This is a genomic window from Streptomyces sp. NPDC002138, assembly GCF_040296485.1.
In the GTDB taxonomy this organism is placed as follows: Bacteria; Actinomycetota; Actinomycetes; order Streptomycetales; family Streptomycetaceae; genus Streptomyces.
Window position 1 is genome coordinate 54332 of the sequence record NZ_JBEOXE010000010.1, and the last position, 19530, is coordinate 73861.

Here is a 19530-nt window from a genome sequence, read left to right on the forward strand (position 1 = left end):
CCGGCATGGAGTGCCACCCGCCCGCCGTACGCCGCTTTGTCAGGGGACACCCGCGCCTCAATCGCCGGCGAGGCTGAGCAGCCGACGGCGCAAGCCCCCGCCCGGGCCGCGGGCAAAGTCCAGCCCCGCCGGCGATTGAGGCGCCGCCGGAGGCACACCCGCCGACCAGACGCCGCACAAGAGGCACGCTCCCCGGCCCTCCGGGGGCGCCTCAAACGCCGGCGGGGCTGGAGAGCGAAGGCACGCTCCCCTCCGGTCAGGACGGGGTGTCGGGGTGGGTGACCTTCAGGGCGAGCCACAGCTCCATGCGGACGTCCGGGTCGTCCAGGGAGCGGCCCAGGATCTCCTCGACCCGCCGCATCCGGTACCGCAGCGTGTGCCGGTGCACCCCCAGATCGGCGGCCGCCGCGTCCCACTGCCCGTGCCGGGAGAGCCACGCCTGGAGCGAGGCGACCAGGTCACCGCGACCGGTGGCGTCGTGGTCCCGCAGGGCCCGCAGCGTCCCGTCCGCGAAGGCCCGTACCGCCTCGTCGGCGAGCAGCGGCAGCACCGACCCCGCCGCCAGGTCGTCGTGCTCGACCAGCGGGCGCCCGCGCCGCCGGGCCACGACGAGGGCCTGGTCGGCCTGCTTGTGGGCGGCCGCCGCGCTCGCCGGCGCGGCGGGCGCGGACAGGCCGATGACCAGCTCGTCCGGCTCCGGCCCCACCGCGTCGTGCCCGCGCCGCGACGCGAGCGCTTCCGCGTGGTCCGCCACGGCCCCGGCCGCGGCGCCGCCGTCCGCCGCGAGCACCAGCAGCCGCCCCGGCTCGGTGACCACCAGCAGCGCCTCGCCACTGCGGGCGGCCGCGGACTCGACGGCGTCGGCGAGCGCCGCGAGCCCTTCGGGCTGGGCCGTGCCCGGCAGCGCGGGCTCCGCGATGACGAGCCGGAAGGGCGCGTCGAGGAGTACGCCGTACAGGTCCCCGGCGACGGCCCGCGCGTGCTCGGTCTCCCCGTCCAGCAGCAGCCGCAGCACGGCCGCCCCGAGCCGGGATTCGGCGTCGTGCAGGGACCGGGAGCGTTCGGTGGTGAGGGTGAGCAGGGCGACGGCGGAGTGCACGGCGTACCGCTCGGCGGTGCCCAGCGGGGCTCCCGTACCGACGGCGAGGGCGCCGCGGGCCCGCCGTCCCGTGCCCAGGGACTGGAGCTCGACCCGGTCCTCGGAGCCGCCGACGACGGCGCTGGCGGGGGCGGGCCGCTCCCGCAGCCGCTCGACGTCGGGGGTGAGCCGGGCGGCCCGCCGCGCGGCCCACTCGGGGGCGGCGGCGACGACCGCGCCGGAGGTGTCGTAGAGCGCGGCCCAGCCGTGCACGTGCGCGGCGAGACGGGTCAGGAGTTCGGCGGGCCCGTCGGCGGAGAGCGCGGCCCGGGTCAGCTCCCGCTGGGCCTCGAAGCCCGCGGTGACGGCCCGGTACTGGTCGGCGGCGAGGGCCGCGGAGACGGCCTTGCTGATGGCGAGGAAGGGGGTCCGGCGCGGCACCTCCAGCAGGGGCAGGTCCTCGGCGCGGGCCGCCTCGACCAGCGCGTCGGGGACCGCCTCGTAGTTCACGCCGACCGCGAAGCCGAGCCCGACGACTCCGGCGGCGGCGAGCCGGCGGACGTAGCGGAGCATCTCCTCGGGGTCCTCCGCGTCCAGCTTCATCGCGGTGATCAGCAGCAGCTCGCCGCCCTCCATGTAGGGGACGGGATCGGCCAGCTCGCTGACGTGGGCCCAGCGGACGGGGGTGTCCAGGCGGCTCTCCCCCGCGCGGACGCTGAGTTTGAGCGCCGAGTGCTGGACGAGCGAGGCGAGGGTGAGCGGCATCGGTTACCAGCGGCCTTAGGGCGGAGGGGCGGGCGGGGTGCCCCGCGGGGGAATTTCGCCGTGTCGTACGAACGGCTCCCCTCGATTCTGCCACCCCGTACGGGTCGGGGAACCCCTTCAGTCGAGGAGCGACACCAGCAGCGGGGCCGCCCGCTCGCCGTCCACCGAGGTCAGCGAGAGCACGGCGTGCCCGGGAGGCACGGTGTTGGCCAGGGCCGAGGCGGACCAGCGCTCCCGCTCCACCTGCCGCACGGTGACGGCGTCCGTGGTGACCGCCTTGCCGGTGATCAGCTTGCGCACCGTGTTGATGAACCGGGTCATCGGCTGGTCCGCGTAGACGGTCCGGCTGGTGACGTCCCGGGTCTCGACCAGCTCGGTCCCCCAGGCGTCGGCGAACCACTTGCCGTCCCAGGTGGTCACCCCGGAGAAGGCCATCCGGCACCCGACGGCGCCGAGCAGCGGGGTGCGCAGCTGTTCCGGTACGTCGTCCAGCGTGCGCAGGGTCAGCAGCACCCCGGCGTTGGCCGAGCGCAGCCGCTGGATCCCGCGGACGGTTCCCGGGGTGAGGGTGTGCGAGGCGTCGTCGAAGGCGAGGAAGGCGAAGAGGGAGCGGTCGGCGCGGGCGGCGGCCGCGGCGGTGAACTGCGCGAGCAGCAGCCGGGCCAGCAGCCGGGAGGCCTCCGCGTGGCCCCGCTCGGGGAGGTCGACGCGGACCCGGACGGGGTGTTCCAGGGCGCGCAGGGAGAAGGGCCGCCCGGCGCCGGTGGTGTCGAAGAAGCCGTGGAAGGCGGGTCGGTCCAGCAGCGCGACCCGGTCGGTGAGGGCGGGCCCGGGGTCGCCGTGGGCCCCGTGCTGCCGGGTCCGGGCGTCGAGCTCGCGCAGCATGTCCTGGCGGCCGGCGTCCGCCAGCGTCCCGCGCAGCGCGTCGGTGGTGGCGGGGACCGCGTCGAGCAGTTCGCGCAGCTCCGGCACGGTGGGGAAGCGGTCGTACGCCGCGCGGAAGGGGCCGATGAGCTGCGCGAGGGCGGTCGCGCAGCGGCGTACGTCGAGGCCCGGCAGGTCACCGACGAAGGCTTCGGCGAGGAGCTGGGCGGCCTCGTCGGGGTCGGTGGTGCCGCCGTAGAGGTCGAGGTCGTGGACGGACGCCGGGTCGCCGGGGCGCACCACGATGTCGTAGGCGGCGTCGGATCCGAGGGGCGATCCGGCGGCGGTGACGGCGATCAGCGCGGCTTGGCCGGCCAGCGCCTGGAGCGCCAGCGATTCGACGACGGGGCGCACCAGCCGGGTGGTCTTGCCCGCTCCGGAGGGGCCGACGGCGAGCACCGAGGTGCCCAGGACCGTCGGGTCGAGGGCGAGGCCGGTGCCGCGCCGCTCGTGGGGGTTGGGTTCGACGCCGGTCACGCCGCCGAGGCGGACCTGGCCGACGGTCAGGTCGTGGTCGGCGGTGCGGGCGGGCAGGTCGCGGGCGCCGGACGGGTGGCCGCAGGCGGCGGCGCCCTTGTCCCGCACGGCCCGGGCGAAGGCGGTGCGGCGCGCGGGGTCCACCAGGACGGAGTCCCAGGCCCGGCGGATCCGGACGTGGTCGACGTCGTTCATCCGCCCGGCGGCGGCCTCGGCGGCCAGCCGGTCGGCGGCCTCCGCCAGTCCCGCGGCGCGCAGCTGCGGCCAGGCGGCGGGGTCGTCGGGGCCGCCCGGGACCGTGGGGAGGGGTTCGCGGGAGGGGGCGGCGGGGCCCGCGAGGACCGACTGCGCCAGGCCCGGCCAGTCGCCGAGCCGTCCGAAGACGAGGATGACGGGGAGGTAGATCACCGCGTAGAGGACGTAGGTGACGATCGAGGCGCCGGCCTCGCCGAGCTCGGCGTAGGGCAGGTGGGCGAAGGCGAGCGGGTAGACCGGCAGCACCTGGTTCTCGATCAGTGCGACGACGACGGCGGCGCCCGCGGCGGCTCCCAGCGCGCGGTACCAGGGGCCCCGGTCGGCGATCAGGCGGTCGAAGGCGGTGCGCCAGCCGCCGATCCTGGCGAAGCCGAGGAACAGCCCCACGGTGGCCAGCAGCTCGTACAGCTCCAGGGCCGCCTGCCCCCGGTGGTCGACGGGGGCGGCCACGAGGCCGTGGGTCCACCAGCTGTCGGGGGTGAAGTAGTAGAGCGGGGCGCCGAGGAAGGGGAGCTTCCCGTCGAGGAAGGCCTGCCAGCACACGAAGAAGACGAGGAAAGCGATCACGACGCGGGTGAGCAGCTGCCGGTCGGAGCCGGCGGGCCTCGGTACGACCGGCACGTGGCCGTAGCGCCAGACGCCCGGCTCCGCGACCGGCCGGGGCACCCGCAGCCACGCGGTGAAGGGGGAGGCGGGCGCGCCGGGAGCCGGGTGCGCCCCGGCCGGCGCGGGCGCGTACCCGGGCACGGGCGGTGGCGACGGGGCTCCGGCCGGGCGGAGCGGGAGCCCCTTGGGCAGCGGCGGCGGTGGCCCGGCGGGCCGGGGGACCTGACCCGGTCCGAGGCCCGCCCGGGCCGGGCCCGGGTCGGGCGTGCCGTACGCACCGTGCGCGCCCTGCGTGCCGTCGGTGTCCATGAACCCCAAGCCCCCTGCCCGTTCACTGCGCCGCGCGTGCCGTGCCGCGCGCTCAATCTAGTCGCCGGGGGCGCCCCGCGGCCCGTACCCCGTCATGATCCACGAGGCGCGCGCCGGATCCCTCCTATGGCCGTCACGGACAAGGACACGCGGGTACCACTCCCGAACGGCGCATGCCGTACCCCCTCCCCCGGGCCTAGCCTGCGGACAAAGACACAAGTGCGTCCGAAAACACCCCCCAGGAGCCCCCTATGACCGCTGTCCCGCAGGAGCGCCGCATCGTCACCGCGATCCCCGGCCCCAAGTCGCAGGAGCTGCAGGCCCGCCGCCTCCAGACGGTGGCCGGTGGCGTGGGCTCCGTGCTCCCCGTCTTCACGGCCCGCGCGGGCGGCGGCATCATCGAGGACGTCGACGGCAACCGCCTGATCGACTTCGGTTCCGGCATCGCCGTGACCTCGGTCGGCGCCTCCGCCGAGGCCGTCGTGCGCCGCGCCGCCGCGCAGCTCGCCGACTTCACGCACACCTGTTTCATGGTCACGCCGTACGAGGGCTACGTCGAGGTCTGCGAGGCGCTGGCCGAGCTGACCCCGGGCGACCACGCCAAGAAGTCGGCCCTGTTCAACTCCGGCGCCGAGGCCGTCGAGAACGCGGTCAAGATCGCCCGTTCGTACACCAAGCGCCAGGCCGTCGTCGTCTTCGACCACGGCTACCACGGCCGCACCAACCTGACCATGGGCATGACGGCGAAGAACATGCCGTACAAGCAGGGCTTCGGCCCGTTCGCCCCCGAGGTCTACCGCGTCCCGGTCGCCTACGGCTACCGCTGGCCGACCGGCGCCGAGAACTGCGGCCCCGAGGCCGCCGCGCAGGCGATCGACCAGATCGTCAAGCAGATCGGCGCCGACAACGTCGCCGCGATCATCATCGAGCCGGTGCTCGGCGAGGGCGGCTTCATCGAGCCGGCCAAGGGCTTCCTGCCCGCGATCGTGAAGTTCGCCAACGACAACGGCATCGTCTTCGTCGCCGACGAGATCCAGTCCGGCTTCTGCCGCACGGGCCAGTGGTTCGCGTGTGAGGACGAGGGCATCGTCCCGGACCTGATCACCACCGCCAAGGGCATCGCGGGCGGTCTGCCGCTCGCCGCCGTGACCGGCCGCGCCGAGATCATGGACGCCGCGCACGCGGGCGGCCTCGGCGGCACCTACGGCGGCAACCCGGTGGCCTGCGCCGGTGCGCTCGGTTCCATCGAGACGATGAAGGAGCTCGACCTCAACGCCAAGGCGAAGAGGATCGAGTCCCTGATGAAGGCCCGGCTGGAGGCGATGGCGGAGAAGTTCGACATCATCGGCGACATCCGCGGCCGTGGCGCGATGATCGCGATCGAGCTGGTCACCGACCGCGCGACCAAGGAGCCGAACGCGGCCGCCGCGGGCGCGCTGGCCAAGGCCTGCCACGCCGAGGGCCTGCTGGTCCTCACCTGCGGCACCTACGGCAACGTGCTGCGCTTCCTCCCCCCGATCGTGATCGGCGAGGACCTGCTGAACGAGGGCCTGGACATCATCGAGGGCGCGTTCGCGGCCATCTGAGGCCGGCTCAGGACACCGCGGGAGTGAGCGGCGTGCGGGCCCGGGCGAACACCCGCGCACGGCGCTCGATCCCCTGCTCGACCGATACCGCCGGTAACGGTCGGGCGCTGTGAAGAAGGTGTGGGGGGCCGATGGCGGGAGCGCGTTCTCGCTGTCGGTCCCCCTTTCGCTGCCGTACGGTTTCTGCAGATGAGTGAAACAGCCCGCCCGCGGAATTCCACGGGCGACCCTGGTAACGGGCTTCCCCAGCGCCGTACTGGGCATGCGTTCGCGCACACTCCTCACCGATCGGACAGCCGTTCACTCCAAACCCCCCGGGGTGGACGGCAACCCGGTCCGGGCGGCCGCCCCGGAACCACCCCCCCTGTTCCGGGACGGCCGGCCTTTCGGTCACCGCGCTCCCCCGGCTCCGCCCGCTCGCTCCTCGCGCTCGGCGCCGCCGGATGGGCCGCCTTCGCGCTGATCACCTGGCAGGTCGTGGCCACGGGCCCACTACTCACCCCGGACGCCCGGCTCAGCCGCGCGCTGCTGCGCGGCCTGCCCGACGCGGTCACCGAACGCCTCGCCGACCTCGGCAACGTCCAGGTCGCCGTACCGGTCCTGGTGCTGGCCATGGCGTACGCCGTCCGGCGCTCCCGGCGGTGGCGCCCCGCGCTGGCGGCGGGGCTCGCGATGGCCCTCGTACCCGCGCTGATCGTGCCGCTGAAGGAATGGACCGCCCGGCCGGGGCCGCTGGAGCCGTGGGCCGCCGGGTACTTCCCCTCCGGCCACACGGCCACCGCGACCGTCGCCTACGTGGGCGCCGCGCTGCTCGTGGGCCCGTACGCCCGCCGCCCGTGGCCGATGGCCGCCGCCCTCCTGCTCGCGGGGGCGACGGCCACGGGGCTGGTGCTGCGGGGCTTCCACTGGCCGCTCGACGTGCTGGCCAGTGGGCTGCTGTGCCTGCCGCTCCTCCTGTGCGTCGGCGCGGTCAGCCGAAGTACGCGTGGAAGTTCTTCGAGAACTCCCAGCCGCCGAACCGGTCCCAGTTGACCGACCAGGTCATCAGCCCGCGCAGCGCGGGCCAGCTTCCGTGGGTCGGGTAGGTCCCGCAGTTCGTCTTCTTCGTCAGGCAGTCGAGCGCCTTGTCCACCTCGGCGGGCGCGGTGTGGCCGTTGCCCGCGTTGGTGGTGGCCGGGAGGCCGATGGCGATCTGGTCCGGGCGCAGCGGCGGGAAGACCCGCGCCGCGTTGCCCGCGACCGGGAAGCCGGTGAGCAGCATGTCGGTCATGGCGATGTGGAAGTCGGCGCCGCCCATCGAGTGGTACTGGTTGTCGAGGCCCATGATCGAGCCCGAGTTGTAGTCCTGGACGTGGAGCAGGGTGAGGTCGTCGCGCAGGGCGTGGATGACCGGGAGGTAGGCCCCGGCGCGCGGGTCCTGGCCGCCCCAGGGGCCGGATCCGTAGTACTGGTAGCCCAGTTGGACGAAGAAGGTCTCGGGGGCCATGGTCAGGACGAAGCCCGGGCCGTACTTGGCCTTGAGGGTCTTCACGGCGGAGATGAGGTTGACGATCACCGGTGTGGTGGGGCTGCGGAAGTCGGTGTCGCCGGTGGCCAGGGAGAGCGAGTGGCCCTCGAAGTCGATGTCGAGGCCGTTGAGCCCGTACTCGTCGATGATCTTGCTGACGGATGTGACGAAGGTGTCCCGGGCGGCCGTCGTGGCCAGCTGCACCTGCCCGTTCTGGCCGCCGATGGAGATCAGGACCTTCTTGCCCGCCGCCTGTTTGGCCTTGATGGCCGCCTTGAACTCGGCGGGGCTCTCCACGCCCGGGCACTCGCTGACGGGGCACAGCTGGAAGCGGATGTCGCCGGAGGTCACCGACGTGGGTTCGCCGAAGGCGAGGTCGATGACGTCCCAGGAGGCGGGTACGTCGGCCATCCTGAGGTAGCCCGAGCCGTTGGCGAAGCTCGCGTGGAGGTAGCCGACCAGGGCGTGGGTGGGCAGCCCCGGCGTGCCGGGGTTCCCGCCGCCGGTGGTACTCGCCGAGAGGGCCGGGCCGCGCGGGGACTCGCCCGCCGCGTTGCTCGCGCCGACCTGGAAGGAGTACGTCGTGGACGCGGCCAGCCCCGTGACGGTCGCGGAGGTCCCGCTGACCGCCAGCGGCGCCGCGCCGTCCCGGTAGAGGGTGTAGCCGGTGGCTCCGGTGACGGCCGACCAGGACAGGGTCAGCGAGTTCGCGGTGGCTCCGGACGCGGTCAGGCCGGTGGGGGCGGCCGGGGGCTGGGGCTGTCCGGGGCCGGTGCCGCCGGGATCGGGGCCGACCAGGGTGAGGTCGTCGGTGAGGACGGGCCCCTGGCCGTACCAGCCGTGGGTCCAGACGGTCACCGAGGTGGTGGCGGGGCCGGTGCGGAAGGTGGTGGCCAGCTGCTTCCAGGCACCCGGGGACTGGGTCCAGGTGGACACGTCGGTGGTGCCGGTCCCGGTCGCGCCGAGGTAGGCGTACCCGCCCTGCACCCAGGCGCCGAGCGTGTACACCGCGTCGGGCTTGACGGTGATGCTCTGGGCGCACTGGGCGTAGTCCTGGCCGGCCGGGGTGGCCTTGAGGGCGGAACTCCCGCTGTGGACGGGGCTGCTGACGACGGCTCCGCTGCCCGCCGAGCAGCTCCAGCCGTCGAGGCCGGATTCGAAGCCGCCGTTGCGGGCGAGGTCGGCGTCCGCGGCCGCGGCGGGCGGCCCCGCGGTCAGCAGACCGGCCACCGCCAGGGCGGTGGCCGTAAGTACGGACAGTCTTCTGCGCACAACTGCCTCCGGTGCATGGGGGGATGGAGGGGTGTAGCGGCGCTCAAGATGGTCCAGACCAATGCTCTTGTCAAGGCTTCCGGCCCTCCTTGGTGGCCACGGCCCCGGCCACCCGCGCCGCGGCCTCGTGCATCGCCAGCTCCAGCACCGCCGGATCCGTGAGCGTGCCCCGCCCGTCCGGGAGCACCAGCCAGCGCACCCCGCCGGTGGCCCGGCCGGGGTAGGGGACCACGATCCAGGTGCCGCGCCCGGCGCCGCGCACGCCCGTACCGAGCCAGCGGGAGGCGGTGCCCGCGGGAACGAAGAAGCCCAGCCGGGCGTCGCCGAAATCGGCGAGCACCGGGCCGGGCTTCTCGATGAGCAGGCCGAGGACCTCGAGGGTGACCTGCCCCAGCTCCCCCGGCAGGATCAGCACGTCCCAGCGCCGCCCGGCGGGCAGCAGCGCCACCCCGAGGGGATTGCGCTCCCATTCCCACCGGCAGGCGTCGGGGTCCGGCGCCACCGATACCAGCCACTCCACTGCCGTCTTGGTTTCCGGGACGGTCATCGCCCGGCCTCCGATCACTCCGTGTCGAGGAAGGTCCTCACAGGGAGAGAGCGGGGCCGGGGGCGGGGATGACGCGGGTTGCGTGACCCCTTGGTGGTGAACCGGGTCACACGGTGATCGCGGTTGTGCGCCGGGCGCTCGACCGGATCATCGGGTGGTCCGGTCGGCTGATGATCCGGTGAACCGCCGGTCGGGCGATCCGACCGTCCGGCGATCCGAACGTCCGGTGATCCGACCGTCCGGTGATCAGCTGTCGAAACCGAGGCCGAACCGGTCCAGCGTCTTGAGCCACAGGTTCCGGTGCCCGCCCCGGACGTCGGAGCGCGCCAGGGACCACTTGGTCAGCGCGATCCCGGTCCAGGCGAACGGCTCGGGCGGGAACGGCAACGGCTTGCTGCGGACCATCTCCAGGCCGGTGCGCTCGCCGCGTACGCCGTCCAGCAGGTCCAGCATCACGTCCGCGCCGAAGCGCGTGGCGCCCACCCCGAGCCCGGTGAAGCCGGCGGCGTAGGCCACCTTGCCCGCGTGCGCAGTGCCGAAGAAGGCCGAGAACCGCGAGCAGGTGTCGATCGCCCCGCCCCACGCGTGGCTGAACCGCACGCCCTCCAGCTGCGGGAAGCAGGTGAAGAACTGCTCCGCGAGCTTGAGGTAGGTCTCGGGGCGGTGGTCGCGCTCCGGGTCCAGCTTGCCGCCGTAGGGGTAGATGGCGTCGTAGCCGCCCCACAGGATCCGGTGGTCGGCGGTGATCCGGAAGTAGTGGAACTGATTGGCGCTGTCGCCGAGCCCCTGCCGGTTCTTCCAGCCGACGGCGGCGAGCTGCTCGGGGCTGAGCGGCTCGGTCATCAGCGCGTAGTCGTAGACCGGCACGGTGAACGGGCGGATCCGCTTGACCAGGCTGGGGAAGATGTTGGTGCCGAGCGCCACCCGGCGCGCGAAGATCCGGCCGTAGGGGGTCCGGACGGCCATCCCGGCGCCGGAGGCGGCCAGGTCCAGGCCGCGCGTGTGCTCGTAGATCCGCACGCCGAGGCCCAGGCAGGCGCGCTTGAGGCCCCAGGCCAGCTTGGCCGGGTTCAGCATGGCCACGCCCTCGCGGTCCCAGAGGCCGGCGAGGAAGGTCGGGGAGTCGACCTCGGCGCGCAGCGCGTCGCGCTCCAGCCATTGTGAGCCGTCCGCGAGGCCGAGGCGCTGCGCCTCCTGGTGGAGCTCGCGCAGCTCCTCGACCTGGTGCGGTTCGGTGGCGACGTCGATCTCGCCGGTGCGCTCGAAGTCGCAGTCGATGGCGTAGCGGGCGACGGCGGCCTCGATCTCGTCGAGGTTGCGGGCTCCCATCTCCTCCAGCTTCGCCAGTTCGCCGGGCCAGCGGGCGAGGCCGTTGGCGAGTCCGTGGGTCAGGGAGGCGGCGCAGAATCCGCCGTTGCGGCCCGAGGCGGCCCAGCCCGCCTCGTGGCCTTCGATCAGGACGACGTCCCGGCCGGGGTCGCGCTCCTTGGCGATGAGCGCGGTCCACAGTCCGCTGTAGCCGCCGCCGATGACGAGCAGGTCGCAGCGCTCGTCGCCGGTGAGGGCGGGCTCGGGGGCGGGCTTGCCGGGGTCGTCCAGCCAGTACGAGACCGGCAGTGCTTCGGAGAGTGATCGTACAGCGGTGCGCATGGCGACTGGGGCCATGTCTTCCAACTCCCTACGGAATACGGTTACTTGGGTGGCGCGCTACTTGGGTTGCGCCTTTTTGCGGCGGTTGCCGATCGTCATGCCGGCGAGGACCACCAGCACCGCGATGACGAACATCGCCGTACCGATGACGTTGATCTGCACGGGCGTACCGCGCTGGGCCGAACCCCACACGAACATGGGGAAGGTGACGGTGTTGCCCGAGTTGAAGTTGGTGATGATGAAGTCGTCGAAGGAGAGCGCGAAGGAGAGCAGCGCGCCCGCCGCGATGCCGGGGGCCGCGATCGGCAGGGTGACCCGCAGGAAGGTCTGCACGGGTCCCGCGTAGAGGTCGCGGGCGGCTTCCTCCAGCCGCGGGTCCATCGACAGGACGCGGGCCTTGACGGCGGCGACGACGAAGCTGAGGCAGAACATGATGTGGGCGATCAGGATCGTCCAGAAGCCCAGCTGGATGCCCATGTTGAGGAAGAGGGCGAGCAGCGAGGCCGCCATCACGATCTCGGGCATGGCCATCGGCAGGAAGATCAGCGAGTTGACCGCGCCGCGCGCCCGGAAGCGGTAGCGGACCAGGGCGAAGGCGATCGCCGTGCCGAGGACGGTCGCGCCGAGGGTGGCCCACACCGCGATCTGGAGGGAGAGCGAGAGCGAGCCGCACAGGTCGGCGACCCCGCAGGGGTCCTTCCAGGCGTCGAGCGAGAACTCCTGCCAGGCGTAGTTGAACCGCCCGGTGGGGTTGTTGAAGGAGAAGACCGTGACGACGACGTTCGGCAGGATCATGTAGGCGAGCGTGCCGAGGCCCGCGAAGACGACCAGATTGCGCTGGAGCCGGGTGAAGAGAGCGCTCATCAGACCAGGTCCTCCGTCCCCGCTCGGCGGATGTAGATGGTGACCATGACCAGCACGATGGCCATGAGGATGAAGGACAGCGCGGCCGCGGTCGGATAGTCCAGGATCCGCAGGTACTGGGACTGGATGACGTTGCCGATCATCCGGGTGTCGGTGGAGCCGAGCAGTTCCGCGTTGACGTAGTCGCCGCTCGCCGGGATGAAGGTGAGCAGGGTGCCCGAGACCACACCGGGCATCGACAGCGGGAAGGTGACCTTGCGGAAGGTGGTGAAGGGGCGGGCGTACAGGTCCCCGGCCGCCTCGTGCAGGCGGGTGTCGATCCGCTCCAGCGAGGAGTAGAGCGGCAGGATCATGAAGGGGAGGAAGTTGTACGTCAGACCGCAGACCACGGCGAGCGGGGTGGCGAGCACCCGGTCGCCCTCGGTCATCCCGAGCCAGCTGGTGACGTCCAGGAACCCGATCTTGTTCAGGGCGCCGACCACCGGACCGCCGTCGGCCAGGATGGTCTTCCAGGCCAGGGTGCGGATCAGGAAGCTGGTGAAGAACGGCGCGATCACCAGGATGAGCAGCAGGTTGCGCCAGCGGCCCGCCCGGAAGGCGATCAGGTAGGCCAGCGGGTAGCCGAGCAGCAGGCACAGGGCGGTCGCGGTGCCCGCGTAGAGCAGCGAGCGCAGGAACTGCGGGTAGTACTCGGTGAAGGCGTCCCAGTAGGTCTGGAAGTGCCAGGTGACCTTGAAGCCCTCCTCCAGGGAACCGGTCTGCACCGAGGTGGAGGCCTGGTAGACCATCGGGAGGACGAAGAAGACGAGCAGCCACAGGATGCCGGGGAGCAGCAGCCAGTACGGGACGAGCCGCTTGCGCATCGAGGGCTTGTGGACCGGGGGTTCGGCGGCGGCGGCCCGGGGCGGGGCTTCGGTGGCGGTCATACCCCCTCCTCCACCGTGAGCGCGCCGGCGTCGATGTCCTGGTCGGCGTCGAGCCCGAAGGTGTGCTCGGGGTTCCAGTGCAGGATCACCTCGGCGCCGGGGGTCAGGCGCGCGTCCCGCTCGATGTTCTGGGCGTAGACCTCCAGCTCGGGGCAGACCGGGCTGTCGATGACGAACTGGGTGGAGACCCCGATGAAGGAGGAGTCGACGATCCGGCCGGGGACCTTGTTGCGGCCGGCCGCGATGGTGTGCTCCTCGTCCGCGTGGGCCAGGGAGATCTTCTCGGGACGCACTCCGACCAGCAGCTTTCCGCCGGTGCGGGGCGTGGTCGAACATCGCGGCGCGGGGAGCCTCAGCGTGCTGCCCGCCGAGCGGACGGTGATCTCGTCGGCGCCGCTCTCCAGGACCTCGGCCTCGATGAGGTTGGAGGTGCCGAGGAAGTTGGCGACGAAGGTCGTGCGCGGGTTCTCGTACAGCTCGGCGGGCGCGCCGAGCTGCTCGACCCGGCCGCCGTTCATCACGGCGACCGTGTCGGCCATGGTCATGGCCTCTTCCTGGTCGTGCGTGACGTGCACGAAGGTGATGCCCACCTCGGTCTGGATGCGCTTGAGCTCCAGCTGCATCTGGCGGCGCAGCTTGAGGTCGAGGGCGCCGAGCGGCTCGTCGAGGAGCAGCACCTGGGGGTGGTTGATCAGGGCGCGGGCGACGGCGACGCGCTGCTGCTGGCCGCCGGAGAGCTGGTGCGGCTTGCGCTGGGCGAACTGGCCGAGCTGGACCAGCTCGAGCATGTCGTCGACCTGCTTCTTCACGGACTTGATGCCGCGGCGGCGCAGCCCGAAGGCGATGTTCTCGCTGACGTCGAGGTGGGGGAAGAGCGCGTAGCTCTGGAAGACCGTGTTGACCGGGCGCTTGTACGGCGGGAGGTGCGTGACGGCGGTGTCCCCGAGGTGGACGGTGCCGGTCGAGGGCTCCTCCAGACCCGCGATCATGCGCAGGGTGGTGGTCTTCCCGCAGCCGGAGGCGCCGAGCAGGGCGAAGAAGGAGCCCTGGGGGATGGTGAGATCGAGCGGGTGCACGGCGGTGAAGGAGCCGTAGTGCTTGCTGATCCCGGTGAGGCGGACGTCGCCGCCCTCGGTCTTGTCAGTCATGGAGGGATCCCGGAGTTGGGTGCGGGCAAGGGGGCCGGAGGCGGGGTGGCTAGACGACAGGGCCTAGGCGCCGATGAGCTTGGTGAACTTCTCCTCGTACGCCGTCTCTTCCTCACTGGAGAGGGAGCGGAAGGCGTGGGACTTGGCGGTCATCGCCTTGTCCGGGACGATCAGGGTGTTGTCCGCGAGCGCGGGGTTGATCTTGGCGAGATCGTCCTTGACGCCTTCGACGGGGCAGACGTAGCTGATGTACGCGGCCAGCTGGGCGGCGACCGGCAGCTCGTAGTAGTAGTCCATGAGCTTCTCGGCGTTGGCCTTGTGCCGGGCGTGGGCCGGGACCAGCATGTTGTCGCTGGAGGTGATGTATCCGGCGGCGGGGATCGCGTACTTGATGTCGGGGTTGCCCGCCTGGAGCTGGATGATGTCGCCCGCCCAGGCGAGGCAGGCGGCGATGTCGCCCTTGTCGAGGTCCGCGGTGTAGTCGTTGCCGGTGAAGCGGCGGATCTGCTTGCTGTCCACGCCCTTCTGGAGCCGGCCGATGGCGCCGTCGAAGTCCGCGGTGGTGAAGTTCGCCGGGTCCTTGCCCTGGTCGAGGAGGGTCATGCCGACGCTGTCGCGCATCTCGGTGAGGAAGCCGACCCGGCCCTTGAGCGTGGGGTCGTCGAGGAGCTGGGTGACGGAGTCGACCTTCCTGCCCCCGGTGGCCTTGGCGTTGTAGGCGATGACGGTGGAGATGCCGGTCCACGGGTAGCTGTACGCGCGGCCCGGGTCCCAGTCGGGGCTGCGGAACTGCGGGGACAGGTTCGCGAAGGCGTGCGGGAGCAGCGCGGGGTCGAGCTTCTGCGCCCAGCCGAGCCGGATGATCCGGGCGGCGAGCCAGTCGGTGACGACGATCAGGTCGCGGCCGGTGTCCTGGCCGGCCGCGAGCTGGGGGCGGATCTTGCCGAAGAACTCGACGTTGTCGTTGATGTCCTCGGTGTACTTGACCTTGATGCCGGTGCGCTTGGTGAACTCGTCCAGCGTGGGCCGGGTCTTCTGGTCGTCACTGGTGTCCATGTACTCGGTCCAGTTGGAGAAGTTGATCTCCTTCTCCCGGTCCGAGTGGTCGTCCGAGGCCGCCTGCTCGCCCGTACCCGCCCGCTTGGCGGGCGGGATGCCGCAGGCGCTCAGCGCCGACAGACCACCGAGGGTGAGCGCTCCGACTCCGGAGGCGCGCAACAGCGAGCGGCGGGTCAGGGCGCCGCGGCCGCTGGTGAGACTGCGCCGCATCGCGGTGAGCTGCGCCGCCGAGAGGCGGTCGGGCTCGAACTGCTCCATGAGCTGTGCCCTTTCGGGAGGGGTGGGCCGCTGGTCAGGCAGCGATGGTTATCTGTCCCCGAAGATCGTGCGGTGCCAGTCCTTCTCGGCGACCGCTGTGATGTCGTACATGACGTGCTTGACCTGCGTGTACTCCTCGAAGGAGTAAGCGCTCATGTCCTTTCCGAAACCGCTCGCCTTGTAGCCTCCGTGGGGCATTTCGCTGATGATCGGAATGTGGTCGTTGACCCATACGCAGCCCGCCTTCAGCTCGCGGGTGGCCCGCCCGGCCCGGTAGACGTCGCGGCTCCAGGCGGAGGCCGCGAGGCCGTACGGGGTGTCGTTGGCCAGCGCGATGCCCTCGTCGTCGCCGTCGAAGGGCAGGACGACGAGCACGGGGCCGAAGATCTCGGACTGGACGACCTCGCTGTCCTGGGCCGCGCCGGAGATCAGCGTGGGGCGGTAGTACGCGCCGTCGGCGAGGTCGCCGCCCGGGATCTCGCCCCCGGTGACCACGGTGGCGTAGCCGCGGGCGCGCTCGACGAAACCGGCGACCCGGTCGCGCTGCGCGTGCGAGACCAGCGGGCCGAGGTCGGTGCAGGGGTCGAAGGGGTCACCGAGGCGGACGGTCTCCATCAGTTCGGCCACCCGGGCGACGAAGGCGTCGTGCAGCGGCCGCTGGACGTAGGCGCGGGTGGCGGCGGTGCAGTCCTGACCGGTGTTGATCAGGGAGGCGGCGACCGCGCCGTGGGCCGCGGCTTCCAGGTCGGCGTCGTCGAAGACCAGGAAGGGCGCCTTGCCGCCCAGCTCCAGGTGGAGCCGCTTGACGGTGGCGGTGGCGATCTCGGCAACCCGCTTGCCGACGCCGGTGGAACCGGTGAAGGAGGTCATCACCACGTCGGGGTGGCCCACGAGGTGCTCGCCCGCGGTCCGGCCCGCCCCGGTGACGATGTTGACGACGCCGTCGGGAATCCCGGCCAGCTGGGCCGCCTGGGCGAACATCAGCGAGGTCAGCGGGGTCAGCTCGGCCGGCTTCAGGACGATCGTGTTGCCCGCGGCGATCGCCGGGAGGATCTTCCAGGCCGCCATCTGGAGCGGATAGTTCCAGGGGGCGATGGAGCCGACCACGCCGATCGCCTCGCGGCGGACGGAGGAGGTGTGGTCGCCCGAGTACTCGGCCGCGGCCTGCCCCTGGAGGTGGCGGGCGGCGCCCGCGAAGAAGGCGGTGTTGTCGATGGTCCCCGGTACGTCGAATTCCGTGGACAGCTTGATCGGCTTGCCGCACTGCAGCGACTCCGCGTAGGCGAAGTCCGCGGCCTGTTCGGCCAGTACGGCGGCCAGCCGGTGCAGGGCGTCCGAGCGCTCGCCCGGGGTGGCCGCGGACCAGCCGGGGAAGGCCCGCTTGGCGGCGGCCACGGCGTCGTCGACGTCGGCCGTGCCCGCCAGTTCGTACGTGAGGACCTCTTGACCCGTGGCCGGGTCGACGACGGTGTGGGACGCGCCCGAGGTACCGGCTCTCAGCCGGCCGTCGATGTACTGCGCGCCGTCTGCGAATCGGTCTTTGACCTGGAAGCGGTTGCCCATCGCGGTCTCCGTAGCTACAGCTCGAATTGACTGCCGATCCTGGCAGAGGGGTTCCCCTCCGCCAAGTGATTCCGTTGTTGCCTTTTGATTACGCGACGGAATCGGTCGACCATGTGTCGAGGCGGACCGTAAATCCCGTACGAAGTGTCAGTGGCGGCTGCCAGACTCGCGTGCATGGAACGGATCAACGAACTGATCGAGCAGGTCAACAGGGGTGAACGAGTCAAGTATCTGCCGTTCTGGGGACACGCGCCCCGGCGCGACGGGACCCTCGGGCCGAGCTGTCTCAGCCAGTGGTGGCCCGCCCCCTTCACCGTGCGTGAAGTCGGCTACGCCACCGCCGAGCACTGGATGATGGCCGAGAAGGCACGCCTGTTCGGGGACGCGGACGCGGAGCGCGCGGCGCTGACGGCGAGCAGCCCCGCCGCGGCGAAGAAGGCCGGGCGGCTGGTGCGCGGCTTCGACGCGGACACGTGGGAGCGCGCGCGCTTCGGGATCGTGGTGGCGGGCAGCGTGGCCAAGTTCGCCTCCTCGCCCGAGCTGCGCGCGTACCTCCTGGGCACCGGGGACCGGGTGCTGGTGGAGGCTTCCCCGCTGGACCGGATCTGGGGGATCGGGCTGGCGGCCGACGACGCGGCGGCGCTGGACCCGGCGCGCTGGCGCGGCCTGAACCTGCTGGGCTTCGCACTGATGGAGGCCCGGGAGCTGCTGGCCGAGCAGGGCTGAGCGGGCCGGATTAAAGGCGTGGCGCGGGGGCCGGGCGCTCTCCTAGGCTCTGGACACAGGCGCTTCGCACCTCCCGGTGCGCGGGCCGCGGCTCCTTCTTCCACGAAAAACGCCGCTGCCCCTCTGATCTCGGGAGGCGCGCGTGGAGGATGCCCGGTGCGCAGGCGACGGTTCCTTCCGGATCATCGGGTCGCGGGTTCGAATCCCGCCCGGCCTCGGCCGGTAGCTCAGTCTGGTAGAGCAGACGACAAACACCGTCACCGACCTTGATCTCGGGCATCCCCCACGCGCGCCTCCCCCGGTCATCGGCCCGTTCCATGAATTCGGGGGGATTCACATGTCTCGTTTCAACCGGCGTACGCCCACGTCGGCGCCCGCCGCGCCGCGCTCGCCCGTACGCAGCACCGCGCCGGCCGTCACCGCCCGGGGCGGCCAGGGCCGGCTGCGCGACGCGCGCTCCGAACTCTTCCTGCTCGCCGTCGCCCACTTCGTGACGCAGCAGACCCACCACGAGGACGCCGCGGACCGGGACGACCGCTACACCGCGCTGGTGCGCCGGCTCGCGGTCGAGGACCCGCGCTGGACCGCCGGGCTGCTGGGCTGGCTGCGCGGGGACGCCCAGATGCGCACCGCCGCGCTGGTCGGCGCCGCGGAGTACGTCAAGGCCCGCCTCGACGCGCCGGACGCGGCGGCCTGCGCCGTGCAAGGACCGTCGAACCGGCAGGTCATCGACTCGGTGCTGCGGCGTCCCGACGAGCCCGGCGAACTGCTCGCGTACTGGACCGCGGTCCACGGCCGCGCTGTGCCCAAGCCCGTCAAGCGCGGCATCGCCGACGCGGTGCGCCGCCTCTACTCCGCCTCCTCGCTCCTGAAGTACGACGCCGCATCCGCCCGCCGGGGATACCGCTTCGGCGACGTCCTCAACCTCGTGCACGCCTCGCCCGACCCGGCCAAGGCCTGGCAGGGCGAGCTGTTCCGGTACGCCCTGGACCGCCGCCACCACCCGGAGGCGGCCGTACCGCCCGAGGGCGCCCGTACGCTGACCGCCCACCGGGCGCTCATGGAGCTGCCGGTCGCCGAGCGGCGGGCCGTGGTCACCGGGCCCGGCGGCGCGGAGCGGCTCGCGGCGGCGGCCATGACCTGGGAGGCGCTGGCCGGCTGGCTGCAGGGGCCGCTGGACGCGGCCGCCTGGGAGGCGGTCATCCCCTCCATGGGGCCGATGGCGCTGCTGCGGAACCTGCGCAACTTCGACGAGGCGGGCGTCTCGGACGAGGTCGCGGCGACGGTCGCGGAGCGGATCAGCGACCCGGAGGCCGTCGCCCGGTCGCGTCAGTTCCCCTTCCGCTACCTGGCCGCCTACCAGCACGCGCCGTCGCTGCGCTGGGCCTACCCGCTGGAGCGGGCGCTGGGGCACTCGCTGGCGTCCGTACCGGCGCTGCCCGGGCGGACGCTGGTCCTGGTCGACCGGTCGGGGTCCATGTGGACCTCGCTGTCGGACCGCTCGAAGCTGAACCGGGCGGACGCGGCGGCGGTCTTCGGCTCGGCGCTCGCGCTGCGGGCGGCCGACGCGGACCTCGTCCAGTTCGGTACGGGCAGCGCGGCCGTCCCGTACGCCAAGGGCGAGTCGGTACTGAAGCTGCTGGACCGGTTCGGCGATCTCGGCGGCACGAACACCACCGAGGCGGTGCGCACGCACTACGCCGGGCACGACCGGGTGCTGATCGTCACCGACGAGCAGGCGGCCCACCACCACGCCGGCGACCCGACGGCGCAGGTACCGCCCCAGGTCCCGGTCTACACCTGGAACCTGGCCGGGCACCGGGTGGGCCACGGCCCCTCGGGCACCGCGGGCCGGCACGTCTTCGGCGGGCTCACCGACGCGGCGTTCCGCATGGTGTCCCTGCTGGAGGACGGGCGCGACGCGCGCTGGCCCTGGGAGGCGCGGGCCGCCTGACGGGATACGGCGAGAGGGCGGGGCCGGGGTGATCCCCGGCCCGCCCTCTCGCATGC

General features: G+C 72.5%; 14 protein-coding genes. 4 read left to right on the forward strand and 10 right to left on the reverse strand.

Translation table 11 applies throughout. The features are described 5' to 3' along the window. Positions 1 to 256: 256 nt before the first annotated feature. Positions 257 to 1843 carry a PucR family transcriptional regulator gene (locus ABT084_RS09065; RefSeq protein WP_351039862.1) on the reverse strand — a complete coding sequence of 529 codons (1587 nt, stop codon included), beginning with the start codon at positions 1841 to 1843 and terminating at the stop codon, positions 257 to 259. A gap of 117 nt (positions 1844 to 1960) precedes the next feature. Continuing rightward, positions 1961 to 4414, reverse strand: a complete 2454-nt coding sequence (locus ABT084_RS09070) for an ATP/GTP-binding protein (RefSeq protein WP_351039865.1) — start codon at positions 4412 to 4414, stop codon at positions 1961 to 1963. Between the two features lie 251 nt (positions 4415 to 4665). On the opposite strand from ABT084_RS09070, the gene gabT reads away from it, so the two are divergent. After that, complete coding sequence (gene gabT / locus ABT084_RS09075; protein ID WP_351039868.1) at positions 4666 to 6000, forward strand: 4-aminobutyrate--2-oxoglutarate transaminase; 1335 nt, start codon at positions 4666 to 4668, stop codon at positions 5998 to 6000. A gap of 477 nt (positions 6001 to 6477) precedes the next feature. Next, complete coding sequence (locus tag ABT084_RS09080; protein ID WP_351039871.1) at positions 6478 to 7032, forward strand: phosphatase PAP2 family protein; 555 nt, start codon at positions 6478 to 6480, stop codon at positions 7030 to 7032. Here ABT084_RS09080 and ABT084_RS09085 read toward each other — a convergent pair. The 8 genes from ABT084_RS09085 to ABT084_RS09120 form a co-directional block, all read right to left on the reverse strand. Further along, complete coding sequence (locus ABT084_RS09085; RefSeq protein ID WP_351039874.1) at positions 6971 to 8779, reverse strand: chitinase; 1809 nt, start codon at positions 8777 to 8779, stop codon at positions 6971 to 6973. The two genes, ABT084_RS09080 and ABT084_RS09085, sit on opposite strands and share 62 nt — an antisense overlap. Before the next feature lie 70 nt (positions 8780 to 8849). Then, the gene (locus ABT084_RS09090; RefSeq protein ID WP_351039877.1) at positions 8850 to 9326 is read right to left on the reverse strand and encodes a hypothetical protein; all 477 of its coding nucleotides are present in this window, start codon (positions 9324 to 9326) and stop codon (positions 8850 to 8852) included. Positions 9327 to 9572: 246 nt separating this feature from the next. Further along, on the reverse strand, positions 9573 to 10991 hold the full coding sequence (locus ABT084_RS09095) for an NAD(P)/FAD-dependent oxidoreductase (protein WP_351039880.1): 1419 nt from the start codon (positions 10989 to 10991) through the stop codon (positions 9573 to 9575). A gap of 42 nt (positions 10992 to 11033) precedes the next feature. Next, positions 11034 to 11840 carry an ABC transporter permease gene (locus ABT084_RS09100; protein ID WP_351039882.1) on the reverse strand — a complete coding sequence of 269 codons (807 nt, stop codon included), beginning with the start codon at positions 11838 to 11840 and terminating at the stop codon, positions 11034 to 11036. Beyond that, positions 11840 to 12766, reverse strand: coding sequence for an ABC transporter permease (locus tag ABT084_RS09105; protein WP_351039885.1), 927 nt, complete (start codon positions 12764 to 12766; stop codon positions 11840 to 11842). Before ABT084_RS09105 ends, ABT084_RS09100 begins: the two co-directional genes overlap by 1 nt. Then, entirely contained in the window at positions 12763 to 13914 is a 1152-nt protein-coding gene (locus ABT084_RS09110; protein WP_351039888.1) for an ABC transporter ATP-binding protein, read from the reverse strand. The genes ABT084_RS09105 and ABT084_RS09110 overlap by 4 nt, the downstream gene beginning before the upstream one ends. Before the next feature lie 63 nt (positions 13915 to 13977). Continuing rightward, positions 13978 to 15231, reverse strand: a complete 1254-nt coding sequence (locus ABT084_RS09115) for a polyamine ABC transporter substrate-binding protein (protein WP_351039891.1) — start codon at positions 15229 to 15231, stop codon at positions 13978 to 13980. Positions 15232 to 15279: 48 nt separating this feature from the next. Further along, complete coding sequence (locus ABT084_RS09120; RefSeq protein ID WP_351039893.1) at positions 15280 to 16794, reverse strand: gamma-aminobutyraldehyde dehydrogenase; 1515 nt, start codon at positions 16792 to 16794, stop codon at positions 15280 to 15282. Between the two features lie 174 nt (positions 16795 to 16968). Here ABT084_RS09120 and ybiA point away from each other — a divergent pair, with 174 nt between their 5' ends. After that, on the forward strand, positions 16969 to 17520 hold the full coding sequence (ybiA, locus tag ABT084_RS09125; RefSeq protein ID WP_351039896.1) for a riboflavin biosynthesis intermediates N-glycosidase: 552 nt from the start codon (positions 16969 to 16971) through the stop codon (positions 17518 to 17520). Between the two features lie 337 nt (positions 17521 to 17857). After that, positions 17858 to 19474 carry a TROVE domain-containing protein gene (locus ABT084_RS09130; RefSeq protein ID WP_351039898.1) on the forward strand — a complete coding sequence of 539 codons (1617 nt, stop codon included), beginning with the start codon at positions 17858 to 17860 and terminating at the stop codon, positions 19472 to 19474. Positions 19475 to 19530: the final 56 nt, after the last annotated feature.

Excerpts from the sequence above, each read along its gene's own strand:
- ABT084_RS09065 (WP_351039862.1), bottom strand. The coding sequence starts at position 1,843 with ATGCCGCTCACCCTCGCCTCGCTCGTCCAGCACTCGGCGCTCAAACTC.
- ABT084_RS09070 (WP_351039865.1), bottom strand. The coding sequence starts at position 4,414 with ATGGACACCGACGGCACGCAGGGCGCGCACGGTGCGTACGGCACGCCC.
- gabT (WP_351039868.1), top strand. The coding sequence starts at position 4,666 with ATGACCGCTGTCCCGCAGGAGCGCCGCATCGTCACCGCGATCCCCGGC.
- ABT084_RS09090 (WP_351039877.1), bottom strand. The coding sequence starts at position 9,326 with ATGACCGTCCCGGAAACCAAGACGGCAGTGGAGTGGCTGGTATCGGTG.
- ABT084_RS09095 (WP_351039880.1), bottom strand. The coding sequence starts at position 10,991 with ATGGCCCCAGTCGCCATGCGCACCGCTGTACGATCACTCTCCGAAGCA.
- ABT084_RS09100 (WP_351039882.1), bottom strand. The coding sequence starts at position 11,840 with ATGAGCGCTCTCTTCACCCGGCTCCAGCGCAATCTGGTCGTCTTCGCG.
- ABT084_RS09105 (WP_351039885.1), bottom strand. The coding sequence starts at position 12,766 with ATGACCGCCACCGAAGCCCCGCCCCGGGCCGCCGCCGCCGAACCCCCG.
- ABT084_RS09110 (WP_351039888.1), bottom strand. The coding sequence starts at position 13,914 with ATGACTGACAAGACCGAGGGCGGCGACGTCCGCCTCACCGGGATCAGC.
- ABT084_RS09115 (WP_351039891.1), bottom strand. The coding sequence starts at position 15,231 with ATGGAGCAGTTCGAGCCCGACCGCCTCTCGGCGGCGCAGCTCACCGCG.
- ABT084_RS09120 (WP_351039893.1), bottom strand. The coding sequence starts at position 16,794 with ATGGGCAACCGCTTCCAGGTCAAAGACCGATTCGCAGACGGCGCGCAG.
- ybiA (WP_351039896.1), top strand. The coding sequence starts at position 16,969 with ATGGAACGGATCAACGAACTGATCGAGCAGGTCAACAGGGGTGAACGA.
- ABT084_RS09130 (WP_351039898.1), top strand. The coding sequence starts at position 17,858 with ATGTCTCGTTTCAACCGGCGTACGCCCACGTCGGCGCCCGCCGCGCCG.